This window comes from Pararhodobacter zhoushanensis (assembly GCF_003990445.1).
GTDB lineage: Bacteria > Pseudomonadota > Alphaproteobacteria > Rhodobacterales > Rhodobacteraceae > Pararhodobacter > Pararhodobacter zhoushanensis.
Genome location: NZ_REEZ01000015.1, coordinates 74,378 through 89,787 on the forward strand (window position 1 = coordinate 74,378; position 15,410 = coordinate 89,787).

A 15,410-nucleotide genomic window follows, 5' to 3' on the forward strand; every position below is an offset into this window, starting at 1 on the left:
TCCCTGTTGGAACAGACAATGCCCTCCCGCGAAACCATACTGACCGCGCTGCACGCCCTGCTACAGGCGTCGTCCGCCACCGTCCTGCGCGGCGATATCCTGCCCGAGCGTGTCCCACCCGCCGGTCTTCTGATCCTGCGCGATGGCGATCCGGGCGATCCCGGCGTGACGCTTTCGCCCTTGCGGTATCACTACCAGCACCGCGCCGAGATCGAGGCGGTCGTGCAGGGTGCTGCGCGCGACGCGGCCTTCAGCACACTTTGCGCGGGCATCGGCGTGGCTCTCTCGGCCGACCGCACGCTGGGTGGCCTGTGCGACTGGGTCGAGGCGGAAGCACCCCGCCCGGTCGATCTGCCCGTCGAGGGCGCGGCGGCCCTCAAGGCTGCCGTGATCCCGGTCTTGCTCCATTATTCCACGGCCGATCCGCTGGCCTGACACGCTCCAACGAACTGAGGAAATTCCAATGGCACGAGCCCAGGGGGCGCGGGCGCAGATGGCGCTTGCGTTCGAGACGACCTATGGCACCCCGCCGGTGAGCGGCTTTACACGGATGCCGTTTGCCAGTGCGACGCTGGGGGCCGAGCAGCCGCTGCTGAACAGCGAGTTGCTGGGTTACGGCCGCGACCCGCTTCCGCCGATCAAGGATGCGGTGACGGTCGATGGCAACGTCGTCGTGCCCATCGACGCCCAGGCCTTTGGCTTCTGGTTGAAGGCGGCGTTCGGGCAGCCGGCCACCACAGGCATCGCACCGGGGCCCTTCACCCACGAGTTCCGCACCGGCGGCTGGACCCTGCCGTCCCTGTCGATCGAGACCGGCATGCCCGAGGTGCCACGCTATGCGCTCTATTCTGGCTGCGTGCTCGACACGCTCAGCTGGCAGATGCAGCGCTCTGGCCTGCTGACCGCAACGGCAAGCCTGGTCGCGCAGGGCGAGAGCGTAGCAACAAGTTCTGCCGCGGGCACGCTGGCCGATCTCGGCCTGCAGCGGTTCGGGCATTTCAACGGCGCGATCACCCGCGACGGCAACCCCCTCGGCAACATCGTGTCGGCCGAGATCACCTATGCCAACAGTCTTGACCGGGTGGAGACCATCCGTTCGGACGGGCGCATCGACGGCGCGGACCCCTCGATTGCTGCTCTTACCGGTCGGATTGAAGTGCGCTTTGCCGACCAGGTGCTGGTCGACCAGGCGATCAGCGGCGATCCCTGCGAGTTGACCTTTGGCTACATCCTGCCCTCCGGCGACAGCCTGACGCTCACCGCCCACGCGGTTTACCTGCCCCGCCCGCGCATCGAGATCTCCGGGCCACAGGGCGTGCAAGCCACCTTCGACTGGCAGGCCGCGCGCGACGCTACGCTGGGCCGGATGGCCACCGTCACTCTCATCAACTCTGTTGAGGAATACTGAGCATGCTGCGTCTTAACCTCGCCCGCGAGCCCGGGTGGCTCGATCTTGGCCTCGGCGTGCGCGTCCGTGTCGAGCCCCTAACCACCGCGCTGATGGTCGCCAGTCGCAGCGACCCCGCTGTGCGCACCCTGCCCGAGGGCACCAGCGACGACGAGATCGCGGTGATCTTTGGCAAGGCACTGGCCGAGCGCGCGATCACCGACTGGGAAGGTGTGGGTGACGCGGAAGGCGTGCCGGTACCTGTGAGCCCGGAGGGGATTGCTGCTCTTCTCGACATCTGGCCGATCTTCGAGCGTTTCCAGCTGGCCTATGTCGCCAAGGGGCTGGAGCTGGACGCAGAAAAAAACGCCTCCGCGCCCTCGCCGACTGGGTCTACGGCGGGGGCGATCGCTATTGCGCCGCCTGTCAGCCCTGCGAACCATGCGAGGGCGGCGGGCCCTGCGAGGGCTGCGAGCCCCGCGGCGCCACGTGCAAAGACTGCCCGCAAATCCTGAACGCCCCCCAGACCTGGGAAGGCTGGCAGGTCTGGGATCTGGCTGACCGCCTCGGGGGTCAGATCCGCGCTCTGCCCGGGGTGGTGCTGGGGTGGGATATGAATGCAGCCCTCGCCATGGCCGAAGCGCTGGGCGTTGATCGCCGTGCCGCCGCCGAATTCCTCCCCGTTCTTGAAGCGGTGATGGCGCGCAAACTCAACGAACAAATGGAAGACAGCAGGGATTCTGACCGATGAGCGAGAAACGCGTTTCCGTCCGCCTCTCTGCCGTCGGCGGGCGCCAGGTTCGCGCGGAGCTGGAAGGCGTCGGCGAGGCCGGCTCGCGCGGCTTTGGTCGTCTGGGGCGCGAGATGGAATCCGCCAACGCCCGGCTGGCCGCCTTCTCGCGGCGCGTGCGGTTGGTGGCGGCTGCGGCCGTCGCCGCTGCCGCAGCGACCGGCGGGGCGATGATCCGCTCCGGACTTCAAACCGTCGATGCGCAGGCAAAGCTCGCCCAGTCGCTCGGCACCACGGTTGCCTCCATCCAGACGCTGGAGCGCGCCGGCGAACTGGCAGGCGTGTCGATGTCCGGTATCGAACAGGCGACGAAGGATCTGACCCGGCGGCTGAGCCAGGCCGCGGCTGGGACAGGACCCGCGGCTGATGCGCTGGAGCGGCTTGGCCTCACGGCCAGCGGATTGATGGCCCTGCCGCTCGATGAGCGCGTCGGCGCGATTAATGCGGCTATTGCGGAGTTTGTGCCGGTCGCCGAGCGCGCGGCCGTCGCCGGTCAGCTCTTCGGCGAGGAAGGCTCGATCGCTATGGCGCGGATCGATACCGCCACGCTGCGCCAGGCGACGCAGGATGTGCGAGACTTCGGCGTCGTGGTCTCCGAGCAGGATGCCGAGCAGATCGAGCGGACCAATGACGCGATCTCACGGCTGGGGCTGATCTGGCGGGGTCTGTCGAACCAGCTGGCCGTCGCTGCCGCCCCCGCGCTGGAAGCTGTGGCCAATGCCATGGCAACAGTGGCGCGGACCACCGGGCCGTTGGGCATCGCGATCCGGGGGCTTTTTGAGAACCTCGGACGGCTGAGCGCCTATGCGACGGGGATCGCCACCCTGATGGCTGGGCGGTTTGTCGCGGCGAAACTGGCCGCGGCGGTTTCGGTGCGCGGGCTGGCCATGGCACTGGTCGTGTTGCGCGGCGCGCTGCTGCGCCTGCCGATTGTCGGGCTGATCGTTGCCGCGGGCGAGCTGATCCTCTGGTTCGGGCGGTTGGTGCGCGGAGCGGGCGGCTTTGGGAATGCGCTCACGCTTCTCGGCGATTTGGCCCGGGAAGTGTGGGAGCGGATACAGCTTGGCGCCACCGCCATGGGTCTGCAGGTCATGGCAAGCTGGGCTGGGATCAAGGCCGCGATTGCCGAGGCGTTGCAGGCGTCTCTGGAAGCCGTGGTGAACTTCGGCAATGGCGTCCTCAACACGTTCGAGGGGGCGTTCAGCGCGGTTCAGGTGCTCTGGGGCGCCTTGCCCGGCGTCATTGGTGACTTTGCCTTCCAGGCGGCGAACGCGCTGATCGCGGGTGTCGAGGCCATGCTCAACGGTGTTGGGCAGCGGATCAACGGGTTCCTGGAGGGCATCAACACCGGTCTCGAGGCCCTGGGTATCGAGCGGCGGATCTCGCTCATCGGCACTCTGGAGCTTGGCCGGGTCGAGAATCCGTTTGCGGACTCTGCCGCGCAAGCGGGGACCGAGGCGCGCGCAGCGTTTCAGGCAGCCTTCGCTGCCGACCCAATTGCGCTGCCCGATTTGGGATTGGGCCAGTATGTCAGCGAGGCCCGAGCGGAAGCCGACGCTCTGCGTGAGACCCTGGCCGGTGTGGTTGGGGCGGCCACTGCCCCGCTTAAATCCATCGCCGCGCTGCGCGAGGCCGTCGCCGTCTCTGGCGTCGAGGCCGAGGCCGGGTTGAACGGGGCGCAAACTGCAGCAGCAGGGTTGGAGCAGACGCTCGATTCTGCGGGCGAAGCTGCGGGGCGCGCCGGCGGTGCCGGTCGTGGGGCCGGTCAGGCCCTGCGCGAGGCGGCTGACACAGCGCGGGGCGCCTGGGAGGCTACCGCCGAGGCAGTGGGGGCAGCACAAGAGCGATCGCGCGAGATCGCCCAGGGCCTCGCGCAGGATATCCTCGGGCCAATCAAGGACGCGCTGAAGTCGGGTGAGTTCACCTGGGAAACCTTTGCCAGCGCCATCTCGCGCATTGCCCAGAACCTCGCCACTCGGCTGATCGAGCTGGCCTTCCAGCCGATCGAGAATGCGCTGATGCGCGCTTTGTCCGGTGGGGGTGGCGGGGGCGGTGGCTTCTTTGCCAGCCTCTTCGGCTTTGCCCGGGGTGGCGTCTTTGCGGGCGGTCAGCAACTCACCGCCTTCGCCCGAGGCGGCGTGGTCAACCGGCCGACGGTGTTTCCCTTCGCGCGCGGCATCGGGCTGATGGGCGAGGCCGGGCCCGAGGCCATTCTGCCCCTGCGGCGCGGCCGCGGCGGGCGGCTCGGGGTTGAGATGAACGGCGATGCCACGGCTCCAGCGGCGGCCCCGTCGACCCGGATCATCAATGTGCTCGACCCCTCGGTGGTCGGGGACTATCTCGCCACGCCCTCAGGCGAGCGGGCGATCCTCAATGTGATCCGCCGCAACAGGGGTGCGCTCAATGCCTGACGATGGTGGTCAGCCGCTGCTCTGGCCCTTCCCTGCAGCGCAAGAGATCAGCGAGGTGCTCGAATGGCGCACCGACGTGCTGCAGGCGCGCGCGGGCGAGCAGCGGATTGCGCTGAGGGCCTTGCCCCGCGAGATTATCACCGTCCGGCATCGGCTGGATGCGCTGGGCATGGCGCGCGTCGCGGAACTGGCGCGGGCTGGGTTTGCCGGGGAATGCAACGTGCCTCTCTGGCACATGGCGGTGCAGCCGGTGGTGGATATGGATCAAGGGGCGACGGAGATCCTGCTCGACACCTCTGTGTCTGACTTCCGCGGCGGGGGTTTGGTGGCCGTGGCGTTGGATGGGGGCGAGGTGGTTCCGGTGGCGATCGACACGGTTCAGTCGGATCGGTTGATGCTGGCGGAGCCGTTGATTTTGCCGCTGGCGGGCCTGCCGCTGCCCGGCCTGTCGATCGCTGCAGGACGGATCACGGTTGCACCGATCCGCGCGGGCGTGCTGACCTCGGCGGTCGAGATTGCTCGCCGCCGGCAGGGAGACGGAACCGTAACCGCGAGTTTCCTGCTGCGGGATGCGCCCGATCTGACCGCGCCGGTATTGCCGAGCTACCTCGGCCGCCCGGTGCAGACCGATCCGAGCCTTGTGCGGCGTCCGCTGACCGCCAGCCTGCGGCGCGCAGTCGAGTATGTCGACAACGGTTTTGGCCCCGTTGTGGTGGAGCCGCTCCGCGATGTCTTCGAGCGCGGTGAGGCCATCACGCTGAAGGCACAGGGCACGACGGCGCGCTGGGCGCTGCGCCGGTGGCTCTACAGTCTGCACGGCCGCCAGGCGAGTTTCTGGTTGCCGACTTGGGGCCACGAGTTGCAGCTTCGCGCCGCCATGACCTCGGGATCGGTCCTCATGCGCGTCGCACCGATCGCATCGGTCGCACCGGTTGCGCCGATCGCCTCGTATGTCGGGCGCAGGATAATGCTGGAGATGCCGGGGGGCCTGCGGTTTCGCTCGATCATCGCTGCGGCTGAAGACGGTGCCGAGCACAGGTTGACGCTCAGCTCGAACCTCGGCGAAGCGGTGCCGCATGGGACCAAAGTGCATTTCCTGACCTGCGTGCGGCTGGACGCGGATCGGGTGGAGATCCAGCATGGGGCGGTGGCCAGCGAGCTGACCTTGCCAATGGTCGAGGTGGGGGAGTGACGGCGGGTGCGGCACTGTCTGCAGCCACGACGCGGAAATGCCTGCGATGTTCTACGAGGGTTCGGGGCACAAAGGGCTGCATTTCCGGATCGGAACATTTCTGCCAGAGGTCTCGGACGCTAGGCTCAGGACTTCGGTAACGGGTCCGTCCCAGTCAAGCGGTTTTGCGCATGCGGGATGCGCCGCCGGACCGCGGTTTTCTCCTTTAAACAAGTGATCTGCTTCCCTGTTTGGCAGCCTTCGCCTGAGATCGACCCGGGTGCATGCTTCGGTCCGTGGTCGGCGCGATGGCCGCCAACATGATGCTGGTTCAATGCAATTCCGATGTGCCCATCTCATTGGCGTGCTCGATGCTATCGGCATCAGTCCTGAGCACGGCATCACCGGAACCGCGTCCCGTGGGGACCTCGAAGGCCCGCGATCAGGCGGGCAGCAGTCTGGAATCTGTGTCTTCAGCTGGCATGAGGCGCCGGAACATCGACGCGGAAGTCCGTGTCATCTTTCCACATCCGGTGCAGTATCACGGCGATGCGCCGCGCCAGGGCAACCACCGCGCGCTTGGCGCCACGACGGCGCGCGAGTTTCGCTGCCCATGTTCGCAGCCAAGTCGCCCGCCCGCGATGCATCATGACGGTGGCAGCCTGACACAGCGCGCGCCGAAGGTTGACGTCGCCCGCCTTGGTGATCCCGCCCGAGATATCGCGCTCGCCCGACTGGTTGCGAGAGGGCGTCAGGCCGACCCACGGCCCGACCTTCTTCGAGGAGGTGAACCGGGCCGGGTCATCGACAGCGGATCGATAGGTCAGTGACACGACCGCGCCAATGCCGGGCATCGACATGAGGCGCAGACAGACGGGATCCTCATGGGCGAGTTGGCGGACATGGCGTTCAAGGCCTGCCAGTTCCCGCCGCAGCGCGGAACGCGCGCGGAGCATGGGTTCGGTTGCAGCTTCCAGCATCGGATTGCCCGCCGCCAGTTCGCGGATACGTTCTTCGAACCGGCCACGGGATATCGCGCCAACCTTGAGGCCGAAGTTCCGCAACAGCCCGCGCAGGGACATTTCCAGCGTGATGAACCCTTGTTGCACGGCCTTACGAGCGCTGAGCACAGCGCGGACCTCTTGTGCAGACATCGATTTGCAATGAACCGGCCGGAACCAGCCGAGGTGCAACAGACGCGCGATACCTTCAGCATCACGACGGTCCGTCTTGATCGGCATGGCTTTCAGAGCGCCCTTCACCTGCCGGGTTTCCATCAGCACGACAGGCTGTCCCGCCTCTGACAAACCGCGATGCAGCCACTGCGACAGGGGGCCAGCCTCAAGTCCGATGGCAGCAATCGCGCCATCCTGATCGCCGATCCAGCGCAACAATGCTTCGGGCTCACTGGCCACCTGCGCTTCCTTCACGATCTTCCCATGCTCGCTGATCACGCAGATCGCGGTCTTCTCCAGCGACACATCCAGCCCGACAAACAGCTTCATCCCGCAGTCCTCCCTTTGGATCTGATAGGGGTATGGCGCCAGCTTGCCCTCTATTTTGCAACGGTAACGGGCGGGTCGCGACGCAGGCCCCGTTACGGCATCTCGTTGTGGATCATAGCCAGAACAGTACGATTGCGGCGAGGAGGATGGCAGAGAAGAAGGTCTGAGGACAGCGGTCGTATCGGGTGGCGACACGCCTCCAATCCTTCAACCGCCCGAACATGATCTCAATGCGGTTGCGCCGTTTGTCGCGCCTCTTGTCGTATTTGACCGCCGTCTTGCGAGACTTTCGGCCGGGGATGCAGACCTTTATCCCCTTGTCTTTCAATGCTTCTCTGAACCAATCGGCATCATAGCCCCGATCTCCCAGCAACCACCCTGCCTTCGGCAGACTGCCCAGCAGCGCCGCCGCGCCGGTGTAATCACTGATCGGCCCGGCGGACATGAAGAACCTGATCGGGCGCCCCTTGGCATCGGCAACGGCGTGCAACTTGGTGTTCATGCCGCCTTTGGTGCGCCCGATCTGGCGCCCGCGCCCCCCTTTTTCACCCCAAGGCTTGATGCCGTGCGGTGCGCCTTGAGATAGGTCGCGTCGATCATGATCGTCTTGTGCTCGGCGCTCTCGGCGGCCAGGCCGACCATGATCCTGGCGAAGACGCCATTGTCGCTCCAGCGTTTCCATCGGTTGTAAAGGGTCTTGGCGGGCCCGTATTCCTTCGGCGCGTCGCACCACCGCAACCCATTGCGATTGATGAAGATTATGCCGCTGAGGACGCGACGATCATCGACGCGGGGCTTGCCATGGCTCTTGGGAAAGAACGGCTTCAGGCGCTCCATTTGGGCGTCCGTCAGCCAGTAAAGATTGCTCATCGATCAGGTCTCCTTGCGGAGCCTGAATCACGCCAAACGCCTGAAATCAATGGGTCTGGAGCCTACCTTTATCCAACGCTTTTGACGGGATACACCTATGACCACGAGACGCGGTTTTTCGGTCAAGTTCAAAGCCACTGTAGCGCTCGCGGCGTTGCGTGAAGACAAGATGGTGCAAGTGCTTGCGCCAACCACAAGATCCACCCAACGCAGGTGACGGCATAGAATTGGCAGGCGATTGACGGCCCAACGGGTTTTTTTCTGACAAGGCAAAAAAGGTAGAAGTCAAAGAACTCCATGCCAAGATCGCGAAGTTGCCGGTCGAAACTATTTTTTGTCACTAGAGCTGAAGTGATGTGCTCGTCTGAACGCAAAGCTATGATCCGCAAGGATCATACGCAGGGACGATATCAACATGGTGCTGGATTGCTTCCGCTCGACTGGGCCCGAGCATAAACGGTCAGACCAACCCGAAGTCAGCCCTGAGAAGCGCAGAGTCGAATTTTTCCGGGAACCTTCCAGCGCTGGAATGTTGTTGTTTCGTAAGCAAACCGGAGGTTACCATGACATACAAACGCTTCACCTTGATGATCGTGGTCTCGACCCTTGTGATGTTCGGACTCATGTATCTCAACACTTTTGCGGTCGAACACGTCTTTTTCAGCGAGACGAGGGCGTGGATGTCCGTCGTCATGGGCGCCGCTATGGCCTTCGTTATGTTGGCCTTCATGGCGTCGATGTACCCAAGTCGTACCATCAACATCGCAATTTTCACGGGCTCGGTCGTGGTCTTTGCAGGTGCTTTGTGGCTGGTGCGCAGTCAGGCTACCGTGAATGGTCTCAGTTACTTAAGGGCAATGATTCCGCATCACTCGATCGCCATAATGACCTCTGGGCGCGCGCACATCGAAGATGCGCGCGTGCGGGCACTGGCCGATGGCATCATAGCCGCCCAGAACAAGGAGATCAGTGAGATGCGGGCAATGATCGCCGATCTTGAGTCAGGAAACATGGCAACCGACATCTATCGCGATCCGCCCCCGCGTGTCGGTGGCCTGCAGGACGCGCTGTCGAACACACTGCTGTCGACGCTCGACCCCGCGCCGCTGACCCAAGGTCAGGCCGAAGGTCTGCTGCCTGAGGGTGCGACCTGTGCGTTCCGGCGCACTCGCAGCGAAGAGCCTGTGCTCATTGCCGCGCGGGACGGCTCCGTTGCGGTCACCTTGCTGAACGGTGTCCTGCTGACGCTTCCCGCGGTGGCCGACGGGCGCTACGGGGTCGAAGGCATCGAGATGAGCGTCGCAACCATAGACGCCCTGCGGTCGGACAGCGAGTTGACCTTCCGTCTCGATCCCGGCCCCGAGGCACGGTTTCGCGGCTTCTGGACGTGTGACGCTTGACGGCATTTTCGAGAGTGGCGACCTTCCGGCATGGGAAGTCTTCTGCCGGGAGAAGCATCGTCCCCAAACCCTTCGCCAGCAGCTGATCCGCCCAATGCCACCGGTCACAATGCTTTCGGCATATTGCGGTATTTCAAACGCTTGATCGGCAGATTGGCGGAAAATAATAAGATTTCATCACGGTTCGACTGACATCGAGCATTATATCCCCGTGAACCCGTGAATCCCCCCATGACCTACGCCCTCGCCGAATCCTCCACCGCCGATGGCCGCCCGTACTTTCTCTACCAATTCGCCGAAGGCGCCCAGATCTGGCGCTTCACCAGCCGGGCCGCCGTCTTGATCAGCACGGACGTGAGCGGGACACAGATCACCTGGGAGCCCACAGCCATCGCGCACGGCGATGTCGTGCAAACGAGTGAGATCGAGCGCGGGCAGCTGGAACTGACCTGGTCACTGTCGCACCTGTTCGCGCGACGGTTCCTGGCACCGCTTGGAAACACCCCGGTTACGCTGACCATCTTCCGAGGCCATGAGCAGGTGCTGGGCGAAACGGTTGCGCATTGGAAAGGCCGGGTGGTCGGCGCGTCGGTTGAGGGACAGCGGATCCTGCTGACCTGCGAAAGCGTGTTCAGCACGCTGCGCCGGGCGGGCGTGCGGGCGAAGTACCAGCGGCTCTGCCGGCATGCCCTCTACGGGCGCGGCTGCGGGTTGGACATCGCGGGGCATTGGCAGACCGGAACCGTACTGAGCGCGAGTGGTAGCACCGTGACCGTGACTGAGGCGGCGGAACGGCCAGACGGCTGGTACCGCGGCGGGGTGCTGCGCTTTGGCGCGCAACTGGGCTTCATCATCGACCATGTCGGGGCGCAACTGATACTGTCGCGACCGATCCCGGAAATCGCCGCGGCAGTGGCTGCACCAGGTCTCGACCCGGTCACCGGCGACCCACTGCCCGTACTCGTCGACATCGCTCCGGGTTGCGATCTGCGCGCGGCAACCTGTGCGGCCAAGTTCGGCAATCTGCTCAACTTCGGCGGATTTCCCGAGATCCCGGGCCGCAATCCCTTCGGCGGCGGCTCCATCCTCTGACGCGCGCAGCGCATCCCGGCAAACGGCACACTCTCATGGTCTGGACCTTCATCGCGCGGCTCGTTCTCGGGCTCGTGCTTTCCGCTATTTCCTATGCACTGAACCCCCGCCCCAAGACTGAGCAGCCGCAAGCGGCGGGGCTCGACGACTTCTCGCTGCCCACTGCCGAAGAAGGCCGACCGATCCCGGTCGTGTTCGGCACCGTGCTGATCACCGGCCCCAATGTTGTCTGGGCCGGTGATCTGCTGGTCGACCCTATCAAGAAGAAAGGCGGCAAGAAGTGAGGAGCTCAGATCAGACCAGCGCGCCCACCCTCCGCGTGACGATCCAGGACCTGCGCGCCGCACGCTACTGCCTCGCCGGTGTGCGGCCATGGTTTCGCCGCCACGGGCTTGATTGGCAGGAATTTCTGGAGACCGGCATCGAGGCCGAGAGGCTCTGCGCCACAGGCGATGCACTGGTCGATCCGGTGATCGCGGTGGCCATGACGCGCGAGACGAAAGCGCTGGCCTTGGGACTGGCAGAGACACGCAAACCAGCACCGTCATTGGCCTCGGTTTCCGCAACCCTGGAGGCCGGCGATGGGCAGTAGCAAGTCCCAGACCGTCGGCTATCGGTATTCCCTGGGCGCGCATCTCGCCCTCTGCCACGGCCCGGTCGATGCCATCCGCGAGATTCTGGTCGATCGCCGAACCGCCTGGTCGGTGACGACCGGCAGCGAGGCAAGCGGTGGCGGTGCCGCGGTGGAGAAACGCCTTGGCTTCGTCGCCGCCATGTCGGCCACCTCTGCGCCCTTCGGCGATGGCGATGCGACGATCATCTTTCCCGGCACGCTGGCAGGCGTGCGCGTTGGACAGTCGTATCGTTTGCAACTTGCAAATGGCACCAGCGAGACGATCACCCTGCACAGCGTGGCATTCGATGCGACGACAGAGACGACGTCCTGGTCCGTGCTGCCCGCCACCCTAGCCTTCCCCGCGCAATCGGTCGAAACCCGGCTCGCGGCAAACCCCGCCAGCAACGCGGGCGCAGGTGGCGGGCGCATCCGCATCGACGCGCCCGAGCTCTTTGGCGGCGAAACCCGCGAGGGCGGCATCGTCGGAGACATCGATGTGCTGATGGGCGCCCCCAACCAGGGACCGAACGACTATCTCACCGCACAACAGGGCGCGGATGTCCCCGCCTATCGCGGGCTCTGCAGTCTCGTCCTGCGGCAGGTCTATCTCGGCATCAACCCCTACCTGAAGCCCTGGGCGATCCGCGTGACCCGCGTTCTGGCGGGTGAAGCGGGTGCCCAGCAATGGTACCCCGAGAAGGCCGCCATCGTTCCGGAGGCCAGCATCTCGGATGCTGCGATCTACATCGCGCTCGACACCTCGGGCTCGATGTCAGGCACGCGCATGGCCGCGCAAAAGGCCGGCGTCGCCGCGTTGATCCGCGAGATCGGGGCCAGCGTCGATCCCGACCGGCCCAACGACATCCGCATCGTGCTCTGGAACGAGGCCGTGGCCGGAGGGATCGAGCACCGCGATGTGACGGCCGACGATTATTCGACGCTCAACACCTGGCTGCTGGCGCTGCCGATCGCCAGTTTTGGCGGCACAAGGTTTGATACTGCCTTTGCCGAAGCCGCGGGTTTCTTCGCCGGCAGCGGTTCCAAGCGGCGGATCGCGATCTTCGTCACCGACGGGTTTCCAGAACCCGCCTCCTCGGTCGATGCTGCGGAGGCGATGATCGCCACCCTGCCCCCGACCGATATCTTTGGCTTCAACATCGCACTTTCGGACACGAGCTGGACCGCGCGCATCGATAACACCCTCGTCGATGGCGTGCCGATAATCCCGCCCGGTGACGCCCAGGCGCTGGTTGCCTCCCTGCGCGGGGCCTTTGGCTCCGGGCCGGACATGAACCCTGCCCATATCATCCGCGAGTGCCTGACCAACCGCGATTGGGGGCTGGGCTATCCGGCGGTGGAGATCGGCGAGAGTTTTACCACTGCCGCCGATACCCTCTATGCCGAGAGCTTCGGGCTCTCGCTGATCTGGCAGCAGGACAGCTCACTCGAGGAATTCATCGCCAGCGTCCTCGATCATATCGATGCCACGCTGTTCATTGACCGGCGCACCGGGCTTTGGGAACTCAAGCTGATCCGGGCCGACTACACCGCCGCAACGCTGCCCCTCTTTGATGAGACCAACGTCGTTGATTGGGGCCGGTTGGGGCGCCGGGCTCCCACCGATTTGCTCAACAGCGTGACGGTGCGCTTCACCGATGCCAGCACCGATGAGACCGGAGCGGTCAGCGTGACCGATACGGCCCGGGTACAGGCGATGGGCGAGGTGGTTGCTACGACGCTCGACTATCCAGGCATCCGCCATCAGAGCCTGGCGCTGCGGGTGGCGGAACGGGACCTGCGCGCCTTGTCCGCCCCGCTCCTGAGTGGCGAGATCGTCGTGAACCGCGAAGGGTCAAACCTCGGCCCCGGTGATGTAATCCGGCTGCGCTCGGAGCGTCTCGGGCTCGATGACGTGGTCATGCGCCTCACGGAGATCGGCCAGGGGGATGGGCGCGACAATGGCATCCGGCTCAAGATTGCAGAGGATGTCTTCGCGCTGGGCGCCACCGCCGTTGCCGGAGGAACCCTGCCACACCGCCCGGGCATCACCACCCCGCCGCGGGCGCTCGCACATCGCATGGTCGAGGAAGCCCCTTACTGGTTGTTGGTGCGTGAGCTCGGGCATTCCGACGCCGACCGTCTTCTGGCCGAGGATCCCGATGCCGGAGCGCTGGTCGCTGCCGGCGAGCGACCGAGTGCCGACGCGCTGGCTGCTCAGCTCTGGATCGATCCTGGCACCGGTCCTGAGCTGGAGGGCGTGGTCGCCTTTGCACCAACCGCGATATTGGATGCTGATCTGTCGGACAATCCGGAGGACAGGACTCTCGCCGTCACGGGCTGGCGCGACGTGACTGGGGTTGGGATTGGTACGCTGGCCAGCATCGACGGCGAGCTCGTGCGCATCGACGGAATTACGCAAGCCACCATAACCGTCGGCCGGGGGTGCCTTGATACCGTGCCGCGCGCGCATGCGGCCGGCACGCCGATCGTGTTCTTCGACGAATCCGCGCGGATCACAGAAACTTCCTGGGCCGCGGGCGAGACCTTGGCGATGCGGCTTTTGCCCGAGACCGGGCGTGGCACGCTGGCTTACGCACTGGCGCCGGAAGATACAGTGACACTGAACCGCCGTGCCATCCGGCCGCTGCCGCCCGGTCGGGTGCAGGGCAATGGCAGCAATGTGCCGGACGCGGGCGCTCTGATCGCTGGCGATCTGGCGCTGACCTGGGCGCATCGGGACCGGCTCACGCAAACGAGCCCGGTGATCATCGATCACACCGCGGCCTCGATCGGGCCGGAGCCGGGCGTCTCCTATGTCATCGAGGTTCGCTGGATCGACCCGGACACGAATGCGCCCATCCTGCCCGCGGGCGTCGTCATTGACGCAGGGGCCAGCACCAGCTGGACCCTTTCCTCCGAAGATATTCCCGAGGGCTCCGCACCGGAGCGCACGGCTGAGATCGCGGTCGCGGTCAGGGCGCGCCGGCTCAATGGGGGCGCTTGGCTCACCGATCGCGAGGCGCGATGGTTTCGCCTGACCGCACCTTTTGCCGCCGGCTGGGATCGCGGCTGGGGATTTCTCTGGGGCAGCTGATCGCGGCAATCACCGTGAACGCCAGGGCCGACGCGGCCACTTCGGTCGGCGCGGCCAGCGCGGCCGACGCCAGAACCACCGCCCAGACCACAATGACGACCAAGCACGAGGATACGCATGCCGGAACGGATCATGCCGGGATTGGGGCTGCGCGCCTTTTACGATCCTGGCCAACGCGATTGGGGCACCAGCCTCAGCGAAGACCTGCGCCGTCTCTCGGTGCTGGTGCAGGCAACTGTGCTCTCGCGGAGCACGCCGTTGCCGCTAGCAGGGAATGTAGGCGACATAACCGTCGTGCCGGCAGGGTCGCCAGCCAACACCCACGCCATCGCAGTCTGGGACGGCGAACCGGGTGCGGAGGATTGGGTGTTTCTCATCCCACAGGAGGGCTGGGAAGTCTGGATCGCCGATGAGGCGCGCCGGCTTCGTTTTGCCGGTGGCGCCTGGGCCGCGGTGCCGCGCCCCGGCATCGTGCCGATCCGAACCCTTGCGGGCACGACGCATGTGCTGGAGCTGATCGACACTGGTACGATCATCGAGACAACTGGGGCTTCTCCCGTAACCGTGACGATCCCCGCGGAGGCCAGCGTGCTCTTCGAGATCGGCACGCTGATCAACGTCACGCAAACTGGCTCTGGCGTCGCGACGATCTCGGCTGCGGCGGGCGTGTCCCTGAATGGCGTCATTGCCGGATCGGTTGACCTCGACGGGCCTTGGTCCGGCGTCGCTCTCACCAAGCGTGGGGCAGATGCCTGGGTTGTTCAGGGTGCGCTCGCAGGGAGCGTGGCATGAGCCTGCTCCTGATGCGCGCGGCAATTCTCGCCCAGCGCGGTGCTGCAGGACCTCCACCCACGGACAACTATGAGCCCCCCTCGGCAGATAGCATCGTCCTCGCCTTCAGCGGGGATCCTTTCACCCCGCCAGACAGCGACGCAATCACCCTGGAATTCGGCGAGACCTCGCTGCCTTCTCCGGGGCCCTACGCACCACCCGACGCGGGCAACATCACCCTCATCCTCCCCGACACCCCCTTCGCCCCACCGGCGGGCGACGCCCTCATTCTGGAGTTTTGAC

15 protein-coding genes are annotated in these 15,410 nt (G+C 65.4%); 13 read left to right on the forward strand and 2 right to left on the reverse strand.

From position 1 onward, the window contains the following. Positions 1 to 18: 18 nt before the first annotated feature. The 6 genes from EAE28_RS21700 (at position 19) to EAE28_RS21725 (ending at position 5,780) form a co-directional block, all read left to right on the forward strand. The gene (locus EAE28_RS21700; protein WP_127110233.1) at positions 19 to 435 is read left to right on the forward strand and encodes an acyl-CoA transferase; all 417 of its coding nucleotides are present in this window, start codon (positions 19 to 21) and stop codon (positions 433 to 435) included. A 28-nt stretch (positions 436 to 463) separates the two neighbouring features. After that, complete coding sequence (locus EAE28_RS21705) at positions 464 to 1,408, forward strand: phage tail tube protein (RefSeq protein WP_127110235.1); 945 nt, start codon at positions 464 to 466, stop codon at positions 1,406 to 1,408. Positions 1,409 to 1,410: 2 nt separating this feature from the next. Then, complete coding sequence (locus EAE28_RS21710) at positions 1,411 to 1,902, forward strand: hypothetical protein (protein WP_127110237.1); 492 nt, start codon at positions 1,411 to 1,413, stop codon at positions 1,900 to 1,902. Between the two features lie 83 nt (positions 1,903 to 1,985). After that, on the forward strand, positions 1,986 to 2,138 hold the full coding sequence (locus tag EAE28_RS21715) for a DUF7697 family protein (RefSeq protein WP_425466784.1): 153 nt from the start codon (positions 1,986 to 1,988) through the stop codon (positions 2,136 to 2,138). After that, positions 2,135 to 4,588 (forward strand): phage tail tape measure protein, encoded by a 2,454-nt coding sequence (locus tag EAE28_RS21720; RefSeq protein ID WP_127110241.1) that lies wholly within the window; start codon positions 2,135 to 2,137, stop codon positions 4,586 to 4,588. Before EAE28_RS21715 ends, EAE28_RS21720 begins: the two co-directional genes overlap by 4 nt. Then, positions 4,581 to 5,780, forward strand: coding sequence for a hypothetical protein (locus tag EAE28_RS21725; protein WP_127110243.1), 1,200 nt, complete (start codon positions 4,581 to 4,583; stop codon positions 5,778 to 5,780). Before EAE28_RS21720 ends, EAE28_RS21725 begins: the two co-directional genes overlap by 8 nt. Before the next feature lie 452 nt (positions 5,781 to 6,232). Here EAE28_RS21725 and EAE28_RS21730 read toward each other — a convergent pair whose 3' ends face one another. Together EAE28_RS21730 and EAE28_RS21735 are read right to left on the reverse strand one after the other, a co-directional pair. After that, the gene (locus EAE28_RS21730; RefSeq protein WP_127110245.1) at positions 6,233 to 7,264 is read right to left on the reverse strand and encodes an IS110 family RNA-guided transposase; all 1,032 of its coding nucleotides are present in this window, start codon (positions 7,262 to 7,264) and stop codon (positions 6,233 to 6,235) included. 112 nt (positions 7,265 to 7,376) lie between these two features. Further along, a protein-coding gene (locus tag EAE28_RS21735; RefSeq protein WP_127110247.1) for an IS5 family transposase occupies positions 7,377 to 8,134 on the reverse strand; the annotation gives its coding sequence in 2 pieces (ribosomal slippage) (positions 7,377 to 7,810 and positions 7,810 to 8,134; 759 coding nt in all). A gap of 563 nt (positions 8,135 to 8,697) precedes the next feature. Here EAE28_RS21735 and EAE28_RS21740 point away from each other — a divergent pair. The 7 genes from EAE28_RS21740 to EAE28_RS21770 all read left to right on the forward strand — a co-directional run bounded on the left by EAE28_RS21740 (position 8,698) and on the right by EAE28_RS21770 (position 15,409). Next, entirely contained in the window at positions 8,698 to 9,534 is an 837-nt protein-coding gene (locus EAE28_RS21740) for a DUF305 domain-containing protein (protein ID WP_127110249.1), read from the forward strand. 231 nt (positions 9,535 to 9,765) lie between these two features. Then, the gene (locus tag EAE28_RS21745; protein ID WP_127110251.1) at positions 9,766 to 10,626 is read left to right on the forward strand and encodes a phage BR0599 family protein; all 861 of its coding nucleotides are present in this window, start codon (positions 9,766 to 9,768) and stop codon (positions 10,624 to 10,626) included. Between the two features lie 35 nt (positions 10,627 to 10,661). Next, positions 10,662 to 10,910, forward strand: coding sequence for a hypothetical protein (locus EAE28_RS21750; protein ID WP_127110253.1), 249 nt, complete (start codon positions 10,662 to 10,664; stop codon positions 10,908 to 10,910). After that, positions 10,907 to 11,218: a hypothetical protein gene (locus EAE28_RS21755; RefSeq protein WP_220443977.1), complete on the forward strand. Its 312-nt coding sequence runs from the start codon at positions 10,907 to 10,909 to the stop codon at positions 11,216 to 11,218. Before EAE28_RS21750 ends, EAE28_RS21755 begins: the two co-directional genes overlap by 4 nt. Beyond that, a complete protein-coding gene (locus EAE28_RS21760) occupies positions 11,208 to 14,336 on the forward strand; it encodes a phage tail protein (RefSeq protein ID WP_127110255.1) in 3,129 nt (1,042 codons plus the stop codon). The genes EAE28_RS21755 and EAE28_RS21760 overlap by 11 nt, the downstream gene beginning before the upstream one ends. 117 nt (positions 14,337 to 14,453) lie before the next feature. Further along, positions 14,454 to 15,128 carry a DUF2793 domain-containing protein gene (locus tag EAE28_RS21765; protein ID WP_127110257.1) on the forward strand — a complete coding sequence of 225 codons (675 nt, stop codon included), beginning with the start codon at positions 14,454 to 14,456 and terminating at the stop codon, positions 15,126 to 15,128. Continuing rightward, complete coding sequence (locus EAE28_RS21770) at positions 15,125 to 15,409, forward strand: hypothetical protein (RefSeq protein WP_127110259.1); 285 nt, start codon at positions 15,125 to 15,127, stop codon at positions 15,407 to 15,409. The genes EAE28_RS21765 and EAE28_RS21770 overlap by 4 nt, the downstream gene beginning before the upstream one ends. Position 15,410: the final 1 nt, after the last annotated feature.

What these genes read in the sequence shown, in the direction of transcription:
- EAE28_RS21700 (WP_127110233.1), top strand. Translation starts at nt 19, where the DNA reads ATGCCCTCCCGCGAAACCATACTGACCGCGCTGCACGCCCTGCTACAG.
- EAE28_RS21705 (WP_127110235.1), top strand. Translation starts at nt 464, where the DNA reads ATGGCACGAGCCCAGGGGGCGCGGGCGCAGATGGCGCTTGCGTTCGAG.
- EAE28_RS21710 (WP_127110237.1), top strand. Translation starts at nt 1,411, where the DNA reads ATGCTGCGTCTTAACCTCGCCCGCGAGCCCGGGTGGCTCGATCTTGGC.
- EAE28_RS21720 (WP_127110241.1), top strand. Translation starts at nt 2,135, where the DNA reads ATGAGCGAGAAACGCGTTTCCGTCCGCCTCTCTGCCGTCGGCGGGCGC.
- EAE28_RS21725 (WP_127110243.1), top strand. Translation starts at nt 4,581, where the DNA reads ATGCCTGACGATGGTGGTCAGCCGCTGCTCTGGCCCTTCCCTGCAGCG.
- EAE28_RS21730 (WP_127110245.1), bottom strand. Translation starts at nt 7,264, where the DNA reads ATGAAGCTGTTTGTCGGGCTGGATGTGTCGCTGGAGAAGACCGCGATC.
- EAE28_RS21740 (WP_127110249.1), top strand. Translation starts at nt 8,698, where the DNA reads ATGACATACAAACGCTTCACCTTGATGATCGTGGTCTCGACCCTTGTG.
- EAE28_RS21745 (WP_127110251.1), top strand. Translation starts at nt 9,766, where the DNA reads ATGACCTACGCCCTCGCCGAATCCTCCACCGCCGATGGCCGCCCGTAC.
- EAE28_RS21750 (WP_127110253.1), top strand. Translation starts at nt 10,662, where the DNA reads ATGGTCTGGACCTTCATCGCGCGGCTCGTTCTCGGGCTCGTGCTTTCC.
- EAE28_RS21760 (WP_127110255.1), top strand. Translation starts at nt 11,208, where the DNA reads ATGGGCAGTAGCAAGTCCCAGACCGTCGGCTATCGGTATTCCCTGGGC.
- EAE28_RS21765 (WP_127110257.1), top strand. Translation starts at nt 14,454, where the DNA reads ATGCCGGAACGGATCATGCCGGGATTGGGGCTGCGCGCCTTTTACGAT.
- EAE28_RS21770 (WP_127110259.1), top strand. Translation starts at nt 15,125, where the DNA reads ATGAGCCTGCTCCTGATGCGCGCGGCAATTCTCGCCCAGCGCGGTGCT.